Consider the following 16,080-nt stretch of genomic DNA (forward strand, 5'->3'; position numbering starts at 1 on the left):
ATTATACAATTTAGGATAATTAATTATAGCATTTGGAATCTGGTTGTGCGATCGCAGAGCGGATTTATGCAAAAAATGGAAGAGTTATATAGTCTTTCTCCGTCACATGAGGTATGCGGGCGAAAAAGGGCAAGAGAGCCAAAGTAATCGGTTCAGGTACAAATCAATTCAGAAGTGTCATAGTCTCTGCGATCGCTTCGTTCCTCTCTTCCGACAACCTTCGCACTTAGCAGTATTGGTCTATCATTGAAATAACCCGCTTGGAGCCTGAAATTAGGAGAACCGTCAAATGCTAGATGCTTTGCTATTGGGAGGTCTTCTCAAGGTCGCTTTCGATGGGATAGTCGGCACTCAAGCCAATGATGCAGTCAAGCACCTCTGTTTGAAGGGAGTAAATAAGCTATCACGAAATGGTAAAATTGTCAATCACGATTTAGAAAAAGCGCTGAAACGTTCTTTCCTGAAAGCTCAGCAACAAATCGCCTCAGAATGTTATAAAGAATTGGTTGAGCCGTCTCGCAGGGCTTCTAAAGCACTCCTGATTTACTTGCCTCAAGACCGTCCTTATTTAGAATGGCTAGATAAGAAGATTAAGCACTTAAAATCTGAATTAAAGCAGGTTAACAAAGAAACAGCCCCTTCTGGGATTCCCATAGAAGGTTTAGATGAGATAGAATTGCTGCTAAGTTCCAGAAACGAGTTAAGCCAAAATCGCTTTCAAGAAGTTGAAAGTAAACTGCTGGAAGTGGCCATAAAAGATTGTGATGTCACACTTTATCAAGCTAAATTAAAGGAAAATTTGTTTAGCTTAGTCTCTGCATACTTTGCCGAGGAAATCAAGGACAATGAAAAGGTGTTCCAGATTTTTACAGCGCAAAGTTTAACGCGAAATGATACCCAAACCGCAGAAACTCACGCTTTGATTGAACAGCTAAAGGCTTTGCTTGAGGAGATAGTTGAAAAGAGCAGCATTGCATACGTGCCGATTGACTGGCAAGCTATTTGCCAGCAGATATTAGAGGAGAAAGAACAGCAGCGGCTTAGTAGCAATCAGCTAACTTTTGGCAACCATCAAATAGATGATGTTTATGTGCCGCTGGGATTAGTGGAACGACAGAAAGTGACTCAGCGACGCGAGGAGGTTGGGGCTGAGGAAGGTTCGGATTTGTACCGGGAAAAGGAAGTTACTCAAACATTTGAACACAGGGAGTTTCTTGAGCAAGTAATCCAGCAAGGAAGTAGCCCTAAAAGCAAGGGGAAGCGGTTAGGAATTATTGGGGAACCGGGGGCAGGGAAAACAACGCTGTTGCGGCAGATTGCGAATTGGGTAGCGGCTGAAATTTCCGAGGCGATTGTAATTTGGGTATCCTTGGCGGATTTGCAGGGGAAGGAATTAGAACCGTATTTATTTGATAATTGGCTGTTGGCGGCTATTAAGAGAATTGGGAAGGCTGAGGCGACTGCGGAAATTAAGGATGATTTTTTAGCACAGTTTAATGCTGAGCGCGTTTGGTTGGTGTTGGATGGGGCGGATGAGATGGCTGTAGGAGATGAAAATCCTTTGGCGGAAATTCAGCGGCAAATTAGAACCGGCGGCTGCATTCAAAAGGCGCGAATTGTGCTAAGTTGTCGGCAGAATGTTTGGGATGCGATCGGCTCTGCGTTGGATACTTTTGATACTTATCGCACTCTGGAATTTTCCTATCCCGAACAAGTAGAAATGTTTATCGATAAATGGTTTCGATCCCCCCCTACCCCCCCCTTAAGAAGGGGGGGGACAAGAGAAGACGGGGGCGGGAAACAAGAAGGGGAAACTCTTACTCCCCCCTTATTAAGGGGGGCTGGGGGGGATCTTTCTCAACAGCTACGCGAAGCATTAGCAGCATCGGGAAAAGAGCGAATTCAAGATTTAGTGAAAAATCCCCTGAGATGTTCGTTATTGTGCGGCACTTGGCAGTCGTTGGATGGGGATTTACCGGATACTAAGGCTAAGCTTTATCAGCGGTTTGTGACAACTTTTTATCAGTGGAAAAAACCGGGCCTGAATTTGATTCAGCAGCAGGAATTGAATGTGGCTTTGGGGAAATTGGCACTTTCAGGGATGTTAAATGAAACGGATCGGTTTCAGTTGCCCGAAAGTGTGGGATATCGGGTGATGGGTGCATCGCAGTTTGAGTTAGCTTGCGATTTGGGTTGGCTGAATTTAGTGGCGAGGGATGCGGAGACGGCGGAGGGGATTTATGCTTTTTACCATCCGACGTTTCAGGAATATTTTGCGGCGTTGGCGGTTGAGGATTGGCACTTTTTCTTGAATCACTTTCCTAAGAATCCGCAACATCCTGATGCTAGATATCGCATTTTTGAGAAGCAGTGGAAAGAGGTTATTTTGCTGTGGTTGGGGCGTGAGGAGGTTGGGAAGGAGGAAAAGGAAGCTTTTATTAAGGCGTTGGTTAAGTTTAAGGTTGGGTGGGATAAATTTTATGGATATCGGGCATATTTTCTAGCGGCTGCGGGGATTGCTGAGTTTAAAGATTGTAGTCTTGCTGATGAGATTGTGTCGCAGATTGTTATTTGGCGATTTGGTTATTTTAATAAGCAAAAACAGGATTGGCGGACATTTCTCGATCCAATTGTCGATAGAGCAAGGGAAGTTCTGAAAGAGACGGATCGGGAAAAGGCGGGTTCCGCTTTAGTCGAGTTAATCCGCAATTCAGGTGATGAATATACCCGGAGGGAAGCGACAAGAAGTTTGGGGGAAATCGGCAAAAATAGCCCAGACGCGATCGCCGCTTTAGTCGAATTAATCAATACTACTCAGGATGAAGTTACTCGGTGGCAAACGGCAGATATCTTGGGTAAAATTGATAAAGATAGCCCAGTAGCGATCTCCGCTTTAGCAGAGTTAATTCACACTTCAGTTGAGAAAGACACCTGGAAGCGAGCGGCATATAGCTTGGGGGAAATAGGAAAAGATAGCCCAGAAGCGATCGGCGCTTTAGTCGAACTAATCCGCAATTCAGTTGAGAACGGTTTCTACCCGGTTTTCGGGTGGAATCACGTACCTACCTGTATAATAGTGGCATATAGCTTAGTGAAAATAGGCAAAGATAATCCTGTTGCGATCGCCGCTTTAGTCGAGTTAATTCGCACTTCAGAGCATAAAGTTACCCAAGAGCGAGCGGCAGAAATTTTAGGTAGGATAGACAAAGATAACCCGGTAGCGATCGAAACTTTATTGGAGTCAATCCGCAACTACCGTCCTAAAGATACTCGTTATCAAGCAGCAGAAAAATTAGCAAGAATCGGCAAAAATAACCCAGTTGCGATCTCCGCTTTAGTCGAGTTAATCCGCACTTCACGTAATCAAGTTACCCGGTGGCGAGCGGCAGAATGCTTAGGGAAAATAGATAAAGATAACCCAGTTGCAATCAGCGCTTTAGTCGAGTTAAGCCGCAATTCCAATGAAAGGACCCGGTGGTCAGCGGCAGATAGCTTAGGTAAAATAGGTAAAGATAACCCAGTTGCGATCGCCGCTTTAGTCGAGTTAATCCGCAATTCCGGTGCTGAAAGTACCCGGTGTCAAGCAATAAAAAGCTTAGGGGCAATAGGCAAAAATAACCCAGAGGCAATCTCCGCTTTAGTCGAGTTTCTCGGTACTTCTCAAGGTGAATATACCCGGCTTGAAGCGGTATCTAGCTTAGGGGAAATAGATAACAATAACCAAGTTGCGATCTCCACTTTAGTCGAGTTGCTTGGCACTTCTCAGAATGCCTATCATCTGTGGGAATTGGGAAATAAATTAAAAAGAATAGGCAAAAATAACCCAGTTGCGATCGCCGCTTTCATCGAGTTAATCCGCACTTCAGGTGATGAACTGACCAGGCTTCAAGCGGCAGAATATTTGGGTGAAATAGACAAAAATAACCCAGTTGCGATCGCCACTTTAGTCGATTTCATCCGCAATTCACGTGATGCAGATACCCGGTGTCGAGCGGCATCTAGCTTAGGGAAAATAGAGAAATATCACCCAGTTGCGATCGCGACTTTAATAGAGTTGATTCCTAATTATCACCCTGAATATTCTATTTTTGACCCGGCAGATAGCTTACTGAAAATTATGAAAGGTAAACATTTCGCTACCGCAGTTTCAGGTTTAAAAAAATGCCTAACTTCCGAAATCTACAAAAATAATTTTGGTCGGAATGAAAGATGTCACGAAGTCATCTGGGAGTGTGCCGAAAATATGACTTACCCAGAATTTTATCAAGCATGGCACGCTTAACCCACCGCTGGAATTGCCGTTAACAGGTTTTCCGCGAAATCAAGAGGACTTGCCGAATGCGGTACAGAATTGGATTGGGGCGAGGGGATAAGTCCCAGATCCAGGGGCCGGACACGGCAATGCCGTTTCCCTACAGGAATCACAAAAACGTGCGATCGACCAAAAGCAGATGCGAACCAATCCTTTAACCTACAATACTATTTCTAGAGATGCCATCACCGAGCCTCCCAAAGACTCCCCCAAACCATGCCCAAGCCAAAAAAGACCCCAGCCAAAACCTACACTGAAATCAACCTCAGCGATCCTCAATACTACTTCAACCGAGAACAAAGTTGGCTAGAATTCAACAACCGCGTGCTCCACGAAGCCCTCGACCCCCGCACGCCCCTCCTAGAAAGACTCAAATTTCTAGCTATTTTTAGCTCCAACCTAGACGAATATTTTATGGTGCGCGTGGGCGCCCTCAAACAACAAGTACACGCAAAAGTCAGCAAATTGACCTCCGACGGCCGCACGCCCCAACAACAGCTAGATGCCCTGAACAAGCGGCTTTTGCCGATGGTTACTCAGCAGCACTCGTATTTTGAGCAAACCCTGCGGCCGAAACTAGCAGCAAGCGAAATCTACATTCTCGACTACATTGACCTCAATCAAGAACAGCGCAATTACTTGCACCGCTACTTCAAAGAACAAGTATTTCCCGTACTCACTCCCCTAGCAGTTGACCCCAGCCACCCATTCCCCTACCTTTCCAATCTCAGCCTCAATTTAGCAGTAGTAGTCAGAGACCCCGACACGCGCGAAGAATTGTTTGCCCGCGTCAAAGTCCCGCAGGTTTTGCCGAGGTTTGTGCCGCTACCGGGGGATTTGCAGTGGCAGCAGAGGGGCAAATCTCCTGTTTGGACTGGCGTGCCCCTAGAACAGGTGATTGCCCACAATTTAGAAGCTTTGTTTCCGGGGATGGACATTCAGGAATATCACCCGTTCCGCATTACTCGCAATTCCGATTTGACGGTGGAGGAAGATGAGGCAGAGGATTTGCTGCTGGCAATAGAACAGGAACTCCGCAAGCGCCGGTTTGGAGGTTCTGCGGTACGGATGGAAATTCAAGCGATTATGCCCCCTGCGCTGCGAGATATGCTGATGGAGGAGCTGGATCTCAGTGAGCAAGATGTTTACGTCGTAGAGGGGCTGCTAGGCCTCAAGGATTTGATGTCTTTTGTGGGGCTGCCGGTGCCGGAACTGAAAGACCCGCCTTGGACTCCGGTTGTGCCGCCCCGTTTGCGGAACTCGGAATCACCCATGATTTTAGGCAAATTGATGTTGGATGCTGAAGAGGGTGAGGATATTTTCACCGCCATCCGGCAGGGGGATTTGATGCTGCACCATCCCTATCACTCGTTTGCGGCGACGGTACAGCGGTTTATTACTGAGGCGGCGCACGATCGCTCCGTGTTAGCGATTAAGATGACTTTATACCGCACTTCGGGTGATTCGCCGATCGTCAGCGCCTTAATTCAAGCAGCGGAAAACGGCAAGCAGGTAGCCGTTTTAGTAGAGCTCAAAGCTAGGTTTGACGAAGAAAATAATATTAATTGGGCTCGCAAGTTAGAACAAGCTGGAGTCCACGTAGTTTACGGTTTGGTGGGACTCAAAACCCACACCAAAATTGTGATGGTAGTGCGTCGCGAGGACGATTACATCCGCCGCTACGTCCACATCGGCACTGGCAATTACAATCCCAAAACAGCCGGACTCTATACCGATGTGGGTTTGTTGAGTTGTCGCGAGGATTTGGGATCGGATTTGACGGATTTGTTTAATTATTTGACTGGTTATTCGCGGCAGGTATCTTATCGCAAATTATTGGTGGCACCGGTCAATATGCGCGATCGATTTTTAGCTTTAATCCGCCGCGAGGCAGAATTCTGCCGCTTGCAGGCCGAAGGCGGCATCGGTAGCTGTGGCCGCATTGTCGCTAAAATGAACGCTTTAGTTGACCCTCAAATCATTGTTGCTTTGTACGAAGCTTCGCAAGCGGGAGTTAAAATTGATTTGATTATTCGGGGGATTTGCTGTTTGCGTCCCGGCGTTGAGGGTGTTAGCGAAAATATCCGAGTTATCAGTATTATCGGTCGCTTTTTAGAGCATTCTCGGATGTTTTATTTTTTCAACGGTGGCGACGAAGAGGTGTATATTGGTTCTGCTGATTGGATGCAGCGCAATCTCACAAGACGGGTTGAGGCCATAGTTCACGTGGAAGACCCAACAATTGCCAAGGAATTGCAAGAAATTTTGGGAGTAATGCTGGCTGACAACCGCCAAGCTTGGGATTTGCAGCCCTCGGGACACTACTCTCAACGGCGGCCGCCTGCTAATTGCCCGGAGGTGAGCTCTCAGCAAATTTTGATGGATATGGTTTTGAATTAGTTATTAGTCATTAGTCAGTAGTCAGTAGTCATTAGTTGTCAGTTGTCAAATTTGCAGTTAGCAGTGGTCGGTTCTTGTTAGCTATTAAGCTGTACTGCATTTGATTTTAACTTTTTGGGCGGGCTAGAAGCCCACCCCACCAGATTTTTACTAACATGACTATAGCAATCCTTGCATGATTTGTGGGATGGGCTTCTAGCCCGTCCCTCCCAGTTGTGGGATGGGCTTCTAGCCCGTCCCGACTAGAAACCCAAACCACGTTTATAACTGACGAAAGGATTGCTATGTGCAAATTAAAGGCGCGACAGCTTAGCCAACCACTGACAACTAATGACTACTGACTACTGACTACTGACTACTGACTAATGACTACTGACTACTGACTACTTAACTGTTAAAAGTACGCTTGAATTCTTCTAAGAGATCATCAATTTCTTCGATCGCCTGACTCACATCTATTCTCATGGCTCCCAAGTCCGATCGATCTAACAGCCGCACGAGGGATTCCCGCTTGACTTCGATCTGTGCTACGCGCTCTTTGATTGTCTGTGCATCCATTGTTTTTTGCCTTTGCTAGTATTAACAAAAATATTTGACATTCCCCTCTGCGAACAGACGGAGATTCTTAATTCACCGACATACCTTTTTGGGCAAATCCTTCACTGTTTATATATGGGAAGTGATGAACCTGCTCAGGGTTTTTGAGTCTGTGTGATAGTTTGATGGTACATCAAAACCTCAGCCAAACTCCAGCCACATTTTAGCGCAAAAAAGGCGGACGTTTGGTATCTGCGGGTTTATTTTTCATCATTCCAGCTAAAAATCGCTTCAGGGCTTTCTCCCGGTTTTTCATAAAAGCAGCCCAAAATCCCGGTTGATATTCATCCATTGTCTTGGCTAGGGCCCAGACATCGATCGCTAAGATATTATAAAGCCTTTCATCTTCGCGCTTGAGCGAGTTAATCTGCTCCAGAACTGCCTTGTTTGCTCCAGCAGTTTGTTTGTCTTCGTCTTTAATCATGTCCGAAAAATGGTTGAAAGGGCAAGAGTGTCGATCGCGATGCCACTCTGTATACTTTGATGATACTGCCGATCTCGATTGCCTTCTGGAACCAAAGCCACGCTATTAACACGGATATTTACCGATGGCGCGCCCGGGCGAGTCCGGCTGGATAAGCTTCTGAAGCTAGAGACAAGACTGTGGATGCACACCGCTCCCGCGCTCATAGATGCTAGCAGTTTTTGCACGTCTTTTGGCAAAAAAACTAAATTTATTCAAGACTTTTTGACAGATAATAATTAAAGTATATTATTTCTGTCGGACTACTTACCTCACTAATATGTTACGCAAAATTTCTTTAGCAAACCTAGCCTTAGTTGTTGGCGGTATTATAGCAGCAGTCGGGTTCGGAGCCTACTTCACAGACAGACCTACCCTGAACCTAGCCGGGTTTTTTTATGGAATTCCGCTGTTGCTGGGAGGTTTGGCCCTGAAAGCGGCCGAACTCGAACCCGTGGAGTTCACCGAACCAACCTCTGCTGAAGTTCTCCTCCTGCGAGAAAGTCAGGCCACAGATACTCAAAACCAAGTCCGCAAAGATATCACTCGATTTCGCTACGGCCAACCCGCGCACTTAGATGATGCTTTGGAGCGCTTGGGCCTGGCCCCGACAGACGAGGAACGGCCTCTCCTGCAAGGGTTACGGGAAGTTGATGTTGACGGTGCTTATGGGTTAATTTTAGAGTTTTATTCGCCACTACTGCCGATCGACTTATGGGAAGAAAAGCAAGACAAAATAGCTACTTTTTTTGGGCCGGGTTTGCGCGCACAAGTGACTCAAAAGGCTGGTGACAAAATTGAATTGGCTCTCATTAAAAATGCTCAAGCTTAAAGTAGTCTTAAGTTTTGAGTGCGTGAATTTTGAAGTCATCCATTAAACATTAATCCTGCATCAGCTTAGATACTGATTTTAGCGGCAGCTTGAAACCTGTCGCTATCAACAAAAACTCAAGCCGCAATTGGGCGATCGCGCAAATTAGATTTTCCTTAATTAAAATAGTAGTTTAGAAGCGATCGGCAATCTTAAATCTGGAGAAGCACAAAAGGTTTCGTCCCAGAGTAGGATAGGTATTATCGGCGCAGGAACATCAGGAGCTTATCTGGCAATTTTGCTGATTCAACAAGGGTTTAATTTTTGGCAACCAAACTCAAATAATGGCTGAAACCTTTGTCCAGCAACTCTTATAAAAATAAGATGCCTTTGCCCTCGTCATAAAATTGGTCATCGTTAGCCCACGCGAGAAACTTAGATAAAAACTTAAATAAAATAGGTTTTTTCGCTCCCCTGAAAGAAACCGGGTTTCAGACTTAAGCAAATTAATGTTTTTAGAGAAACTGGAGGCAAGTTAAGGATAAACAGAGTTAATCAGCCTTAGCAAACAAGCGAGAACGAGTAATAAAACGTTCTCCATCCGGCCCTTCCAGGGAAAAATCGCTGCCTCCTGGCCCCGATGCCACGTCTATAATTAACTGCGTGTGCTGCCAATATTTGTATTGCTGCGCTGCAATATAAAAGGGACAACCGCCTATTTCGCCGAGTAATACGTCACCATCACCGATTATCAATTCGCCATCGGGAAAGCACATGGGAGAACTACCGTCGCAGCAGCCGCCGGATTGGTGAAACATCAATTCTCCGTGTTGAGTTTTGAGATGATTGATTAATTTTAAAGCGGCTTCTGTTGCGGTGACTTTGGCAGTTTCCATTGCAGTCTGTTTAGAACAATTTCTAGTTATTATTATGAGTTTGTAGTAAGCTTTCGGGCATCTAAATTGTATTTTTGGGCGGGCGGGACGCCCACCCCACAAGCAGAAAATTCACTCTTTGTGGAACAGGCATCTTGCCTGTTCCTGACCGAATTTAATAGTTGAAGGACTTTAGTCCTCACTACAAACCAATGAGTGAAGAATTTAGAAAAAACCTAAAGCTTTCGGGCTGTAACTTATTAACAAATTCTTGGTTTGCTGGTAGTGATCTAACATCATTTTGTGATTTTCGCGGCCTATTCCAGATGATTTGTAGCCGCCGAATGCTGCGTGGGCTGGATATAGGTGATAGCAGTTTGTCCACACGCGGCCTGCTTGAACGGCGCGGCCCATGCGGTAGGCGGTGTTGATGTCGCGAGTCCAAACTCCTGCACCTAAACCGTAGAGGGTATCGTTGGCAATTTCTAATGCTTCGGCTTCGTCTTTGAAGGTGGTGACTGCTAATACTGGGCCGAAGATTTCTTCTTGGAAAATTCGCATTTTGTTGTTTCCTTTGAAGACTGTTGGCTGGAAATAATAGCCGTCTTGCAAGTCCCCGGATAAGATGTTTCTTTCGCCACCAATTAGACATTCTGCGCCTTCGGCGTGACCGATTTTGACGTATTCGGCGATTTTTTCCATCTGGTTGATGGAGACTTGCGCGCCGAGGGCTGTTGTCGGATATAAGGGGTTGTCTTGTTTGATTTGGCGGATGCGATCGATCGCCCTTTCCATGAATCGATCGTAGATTGACTCCTGAATTAAGGCGCGGGAGGGACAGGTGCACACTTCGCCTTGATTGAACGCAAACATGACTAATCCTTCGACTGCTTTGTCGAGGAATTCATCATCTTGGGCGCAGACATCTTCAAAGAAAATGTTGGGGGATTTGCCACCTAATTCTAGGGTGACGGGGATGACGTTTTGGGAGGCGTATTGCATGATTAGCCTGCCGGTGGTGGTTTCGCCGGTGAAGGCGACTTTGGCAATCCGGGGACTGGTGGCTAGGGTTTTGCCGATTTCGGCGCCGGGCCCGTTAATCACGTTGATTACGCCGTCTGGTACTAAGTCGGCGATGATTTCCATCAGTACCAAGATTGAGGCGGGGGTGGGGCCTGCTGGTTTGAGCACGACGCAGTTGCCGGCGGCGAGGGCTGGGGCGAGTTTCCAAGCGGCCATTAATATCGGGAAGTTCCAGGGGATGATTTGTCCGATGACGCCTAGGGGTTCGTGGAAGTGGTAGGCGACGGTGGTTCCGTCGAGTTCGCCGATCGATCCTTCTTGAGTTCGGATGCAGCTTGCGAAGTAGCGGAAATGGTCGATCGCCAGTGGTATGTCTGCGAGGCGGGTTTCGCGAATTGGTTTACCGTTGTCCCAGGTTTCGGCGATGGCGAGGCGATCGAGGTTTTCTTCGATGCGATCGGCAATTTTGTGTAAAACCCGCGCCCTATCGGCTGGGGAAGTCTTACCCCACTTGTCTTTCGCAGCGTGGGCGGCATCTAGTGCCAATTCTACATCCTCGGCGGTCGATCGGGGAACTTGACAAATTGATTTTCCTGTAATTGGAGACAGGTTTTCCGAGTATTTCCCTTTCACCGGTGGCACCCACTTGCCGCCGATAAAGTTGTCGTAGCGAGGTTGAAAAATCGACTGACTGCCGGATTGAACAGGTGCTGCTACTACCATTTTATTACCTGATTAAAATTTGTTTTCGCGGAGGATTGAAATCTCTTGAACATCTACTATCCTCTATTTTCCGCAACTTCGGTCAGTTCATATACAAAATTTTACATTTTTCCAATTTTTTGCAGTCCCTGTAGGGGCGGGTTCACCAACAATCTGAGGCTAAAACAAACCATCTCAAAAACCCGCCCCCACCAACGGTAAATACGAGCAATTAACTGTGACGCACCTCTCTTTTGTGCGGCTATAAAATTAGCAGATAGCTGATAGTAATTTTGACGAAATGGCTGGTGCTGCCCGCCAACAAGGGAGCAAAAAGGGGCGCTTTAAGGTATTTGGTAATTTCCCTAGTGTTATCAGCAACATCAATATAAATCCCCTGAAAATCTACCACATCATTGCCAACCCAAATCACCGGCTTAAATTTGATTTATTGCAACTATTACAACTCTTGAGCCGACTCTTATAAAACATCGCGTGATTGAGGCTATTCAGAAAAAGGTGATTTATCTGAGATATTGCACCATTTTCAATAAGCTTTTTATGAACAGGCTTTTCGGCCTGTTCCACAAGAAAATTCACTCTTTGTGGAACAGGCCGAAAAGCCTGTTCTTGAGAAGGGTGCTGTGAGATTTATCCGAGCTGCATACCGCTCAATCTGTGGTAAATTGCCGAATTGTTTCATCACCTTGATGCCTAGCAGTCCGTCGCAAATAATCACGTTTTTTAAATTCGCACCCCGAAAGTCAAACCTTCGCAGCGTTTTATTGCTAAGATTGAAAAAAATAGTAAATAAGTGCATTCATCATTATCAATGTGACGAGGTTGCATAATATTTATTAGCACCATAAGCAATAAGGGTTAAAATATTGAATGTCTGCTCAAGGGTTTTATCGTCGTTCACTCCCCGATTCTGCTATTGCCTTTTCCTCCGTAGAGGGAAAGCAAATATTTCGAGAATCCTTGGCATTGGGAGGTATGGAAGGGTATTTTGCTCTAGCGGAACAGTTTCATACTCAAGCAGAACCCGCTTTTTGTGGATTGGGTAGTTTAGTTGTTGTTCTTAATGCCTTATCCATCGATCCGGGTCGCATTTGGAAAGGGGTGTGGAGATGGTATGGAGAGGAATTTTTAGACTGTTGTTTACCTCTTTCAGTCATTAAAGAAAACGGTATTACCTTTGATGAGTTTGTCTGTATAGCACGTTGCAACGGTGCTGTTGTAAAACCTAATCGTTACCACCAAAGCAGCTTGGAAAACTTTCGGCAAGCAGTTGAGAAAGTGACTGCGGCGTCAGGTGATATTCATCTAGTTGTTTCCTACAGCCGAAAGGTATTGGGACAAACGGGTGATGGTCACTTTTCACCAATTGGTGGCTATCATCCAAAGCGGGATCTAGTTCTTCTGCTGGATGTTGCCCGTTTCAAATATCCACCTCACTGGGTTTCTCTGCCTTTGTTATGGCAAGCATTTGAACCTGTCGATCCCGTCACTAATCAATGTCGAGGTTATATTTTATTGCAGAAGAGTGAAAGGTTGCCAGAAACCTTCTTTCATGTTGCTTGTGATTTACATCAATGGCGTAGTGTTGCTCCTTTCTTTGCAGAAATACTCCCAGACATTCTGAGTAAAGAGCAACCTGATTCAATTGCTTCATTTGTCAGTACCATCCTGCACCATTGGCCTGTTGAATTCACAACTATGGTGCATACCTCCTCAGAGACTGCAGAGAAACTTGAGAAATTACGGGCCGCTATTGAGTTAAATTCACTGTTTGATATTGTTCACCAATGCTTGTCAAGCGATGACTCGGATGCAATGTGTGTTGTAGGGAAGTGGCCGCACCAGCCATTCGTAGCAGAGATAATAACAGCAATATTACTCTCCTGTCCCGAAACGCTCTATGCAACTCTCAAACCCGAGTTACGACTGTGGTTTAGTGAGGTTCGTCACCTTGAGAAACTACTCCCTCCCTTGGATATAGAGATATTTAGATTGAGAGAACAAATGTCCGCACTCCAGGAGTTTTACACTTTATATTCAAAGGGACATCAGTGTAATATCCCTAGTGCGGGCTTTGGAAAGTGGGAATGAAAACTGGCTGCGCTGCGCCCTCCAAGACAAAATTCACCAACCTTACCGACAATCTCTGATTCAGGGATATGAAGCGGTGCAAGAAGCTGCGTTGAAGGCAGGGGCTTTTGGAATGGTGATTAGTGGTGCCGGGCCGACGCTTTTGGCTTTAACGGATGCTACTAATGCTGATGCGGTTGTGAGGGAAATGGTGGCTGCTTGGATGGAATCTGGGGTAAAGGCTGATGTAAGGGCGATCGGGCTTGACACTCAAGGAGCGCAAATCTCCAGTTAGTTGGTTTAGCTTGACAAAAAATCTAATTTGTGGTGTGCGATCGGATTTTATTACCTCTTTGGTATCAAAAAGCGATTTCCTGCAGGATAACTCCGCTTCACGCACTTTTTTAAAGCCAACTTTCCGCACCCTTTAGTTTCACGATCGTTTTTTTCGTAATTTTGCGAACAAATTAAGTTACTTTTTATACAATAAACAGTCAAGCCGTTGGGCGATCGCCAGTCCCAAATCCTCACTCATCTCAAAACTCGTAGCGTGACACTTCAGTACACGGAAGTGGATTAAAGCTTCGATGAAGTTTACTTCCTGATGGCCAAAAGCACTTGCGAGCGATAAAAGTTACTGATATTCTTAAATCTATCGGTTAACAACAGCAATAAAAAAAACCAACTTATTGCCATCACATCAAATTTTTGTCAGCCTCGCTGGCAGGTTTTCACCTGTCGAGATAACACATTGCGGGCGCAAGGTAAAACCCAAAAATCCAGCATGGCATGGACTAGCTTTGCTTGCGAAATTTCATAAACAAACATCCTCAAAATCAGCATTTTTGGGTCACTTTTATTGCAAGCAAAGGACTTAAATCATGTTACAAATCGAAGCATCTACTCCCCAACTAACTGCTAATAATTCCATCATTCCAGACATTGCAGAAGACTTGCAACTTGCAAATTATACCAGCAATCATTCTTCCCCCTCCGCCCCGAAAAATCCCCTAACAACAAACGAAACATCCTCCACAAACTCCAGCATCGAACTATCATCATCAAACAACCAAATCCTCGACAAAAACCCAGAAAACTCTCCCCAACCAGACACAGACGCCTTCATCCTCAACAAAAATCCCACACCAACAACCAACCAAATCCCCCAAGAACCGCAAACATCCACCACTAAAACCGACCCAATAACAGGCGATACAGCCAAACCAGCAACTCAAAATAACATTTCTTTCGACTCCGGCATTTTCCAAGCAGACGAAACAGGTAAAATTGTGTTCGATTACCTATCAGACGGAGGCTGGTATCAAGGAGAACTAGCAATTATCAGCCTCACAGGAATGCAAGAATTTGTTCCCGATTCCGAAGCATTCATACTAGAAGCAGCCAGACGCGCAGGGAGCAACTCCTCACTCGGTTATATCGCCATTTCTGACAGTACAGAAGCAGCTTCATTCTCTAGTTTAGAGGGAGAAAACAACTTCAATATCGGAGAATACCGAGGAATCAAAACCTTCGCAATGACACCAGGAGACGAACTTGGCATCATCCTAGTTCCCAACGGCACAATACAGCAAGTATACGACAACCCAGGGATTGGCGGCGACAAAAAGCCCTTATTCTCAATGGCGACAGCTAATTCCAGCGATGCTTTTCAACGGGGACAAATAGCCAGTGTTGCGAATGGTGGCAGTATATTTGTCATGGAAGATATGGGGATAGGAGAAGGTAGCGATGCTGATTACAATGATATCATATTTTCCCTCAAAGGCGCAACCCCTAGAGTCATTTCAATGGATGATGTAATTGCCAAAAACTCCGATTGGCGTACATCAGAAAAAGGCAAAGAATTGATAGGTGACGCTGCGCCAAAAACTGAGACTAAATTAGAAGACAAAAAAGCAGATACTACTTCTGCAACAAATCCTGTTGAAACAAAACCAGAAAATTCTCCAGCGACAGAAACCAAAAATCCGACTGTTTCCGAAAATCCCAATTCAGATCCAAATCCTGCCGATCCAAAAACGGAAAACTCCTCTGCGACAGAAACTGAAAATCCGACTGTTTCCGAAACTCCCAATTCAGATCCAAATTCTGCCGATCCAAAAACAGATTCTCCCGCAGTCGAAACCAAAAATCCGACTGTTTCCGAAACTCCCAATTCAGATCCGAATTCTGCCGATCCAAAAACAGATTCTCCCGCAGTCGAAACCAAAAATCCGACTGTTTCCGAAACTCCCAATTCAGATCCGAATCCTGCTGAGATAAAAACGGAAAACTCCTCAGCGACAGAAACTGAAAATCCGACAATTTCCGAAAATCACAATTCCGATCCGAATCCTGCTGAGATAAAAACGGAAAACTCCTCAGCGACAGAAACTGAAAATCCGACAATTTCCGAAAATCACAATTCCGATCCGAATCCTGCTGAGATAAAAACGGAAAACTCCTCAGCGACAGAAACTGAAAATCCGACAATTTCCGAAACTCCCAATTCAGATCCAAATTCTGCCGATCCAAAAACAGATTCTCCCGCAGTAGAAACCAAAAATCCGACTGTTTCCGAAATTCCCAATTCAGATCCAAATTCTGCCGATCCAAAAACAGATTCTCCCGCAGTAGAAACCAAAAACCCGACAATTTCCGAAATTCCCAATTCAGATCCAAATCCTGCCGATCCAAAAACAGATTCTCCCGCAGTAGAAACCAAAAATCCGACAATTTCCGAAATTCCCAATTCAGATCCAAATCCTGCCGATCCAAAAACAGATTCTCCCGCAGTAGAAACCAA

Annotated in this window: 10 protein-coding genes; 6 read left to right on the forward strand and 4 right to left on the reverse strand. The window is 45.4% G+C overall.

What is annotated here, in order from left to right; translation table 11 throughout:
* Positions 1-289: 289 nt before the first annotated feature.
* Together QUB16_RS00365 and ppk1 are read left to right on the forward strand one after the other, a co-directional pair.
* Positions 290-4,282, forward strand: a complete 3,993-nt coding sequence (locus QUB16_RS00365; protein WP_333313221.1) for a HEAT repeat domain-containing protein — start codon at positions 290-292, stop codon at positions 4,280-4,282.
* Between the two features lie 246 nt (positions 4,283-4,528).
* Positions 4,529-6,712: a polyphosphate kinase 1 gene (gene ppk1 / locus QUB16_RS00370; RefSeq protein WP_333313222.1), complete on the forward strand. Its 2,184-nt coding sequence runs from the start codon at positions 4,529-4,531 to the stop codon at positions 6,710-6,712.
* A 387-nt stretch (positions 6,713-7,099) separates the two neighbouring features.
* Here the strand turns inward: ppk1 and QUB16_RS00375 are convergent, their stop codons facing one another.
* Positions 7,100-7,270 carry a hypothetical protein gene (locus QUB16_RS00375; RefSeq protein ID WP_333104150.1) on the reverse strand — a complete coding sequence of 57 codons (171 nt, stop codon included), beginning with the start codon at positions 7,268-7,270 and terminating at the stop codon, positions 7,100-7,102.
* 202 nt (positions 7,271-7,472) lie between these two features.
* On the reverse strand, positions 7,473-7,733 hold the full coding sequence (locus tag QUB16_RS00380) for a hypothetical protein (protein WP_006632500.1): 261 nt from the start codon (positions 7,731-7,733) through the stop codon (positions 7,473-7,475).
* Between the two features lie 319 nt (positions 7,734-8,052).
* Between QUB16_RS00380 and QUB16_RS00385 the strand changes: the two genes are divergently transcribed.
* Complete coding sequence (locus QUB16_RS00385; RefSeq protein ID WP_333313224.1) at positions 8,053-8,604, forward strand: DUF2854 domain-containing protein; 552 nt, start codon at positions 8,053-8,055, stop codon at positions 8,602-8,604.
* A gap of 530 nt (positions 8,605-9,134) precedes the next feature.
* Here QUB16_RS00385 and QUB16_RS00390 read toward each other — a convergent pair.
* Together QUB16_RS00390 and exaC are read right to left on the reverse strand one after the other, a co-directional pair.
* On the reverse strand, positions 9,135-9,479 hold the full coding sequence (locus QUB16_RS00390) for a DUF779 domain-containing protein (protein WP_333313225.1): 345 nt from the start codon (positions 9,477-9,479) through the stop codon (positions 9,135-9,137).
* A gap of 204 nt (positions 9,480-9,683) precedes the next feature.
* Positions 9,684-11,204 (reverse strand): acetaldehyde dehydrogenase ExaC, encoded by a 1,521-nt coding sequence (gene exaC / locus QUB16_RS00395; protein ID WP_333313226.1) that lies wholly within the window; start codon positions 11,202-11,204, stop codon positions 9,684-9,686.
* A gap of 870 nt (positions 11,205-12,074) precedes the next feature.
* Here exaC and QUB16_RS00400 point away from each other — a divergent pair.
* From QUB16_RS00400 to QUB16_RS00410, 3 genes are all read left to right on the forward strand, one after another.
* A complete protein-coding gene (locus QUB16_RS00400; protein ID WP_333313227.1) occupies positions 12,075-13,295 on the forward strand; it encodes a phytochelatin synthase family protein in 1,221 nt (406 codons plus the stop codon).
* On the forward strand, positions 13,270-13,569 hold the full coding sequence (locus tag QUB16_RS00405) for a hypothetical protein (RefSeq protein ID WP_333313228.1): 300 nt from the start codon (positions 13,270-13,272) through the stop codon (positions 13,567-13,569). Before QUB16_RS00400 ends, QUB16_RS00405 begins: the two co-directional genes overlap by 26 nt.
* A 586-nt stretch (positions 13,570-14,155) precedes the next feature.
* The coding region (locus QUB16_RS00410) for a DUF4114 domain-containing protein (protein WP_333313230.1) at positions 14,156-16,080 on the forward strand (1,925 nt) is incomplete at its 3' end.

This window comes from Microcoleus sp. D3_18a_C4 (assembly GCF_036702415.1).
Taxonomy (GTDB): domain Bacteria; phylum Cyanobacteriota; class Cyanobacteriia; order Cyanobacteriales; family Microcoleaceae; genus Microcoleus.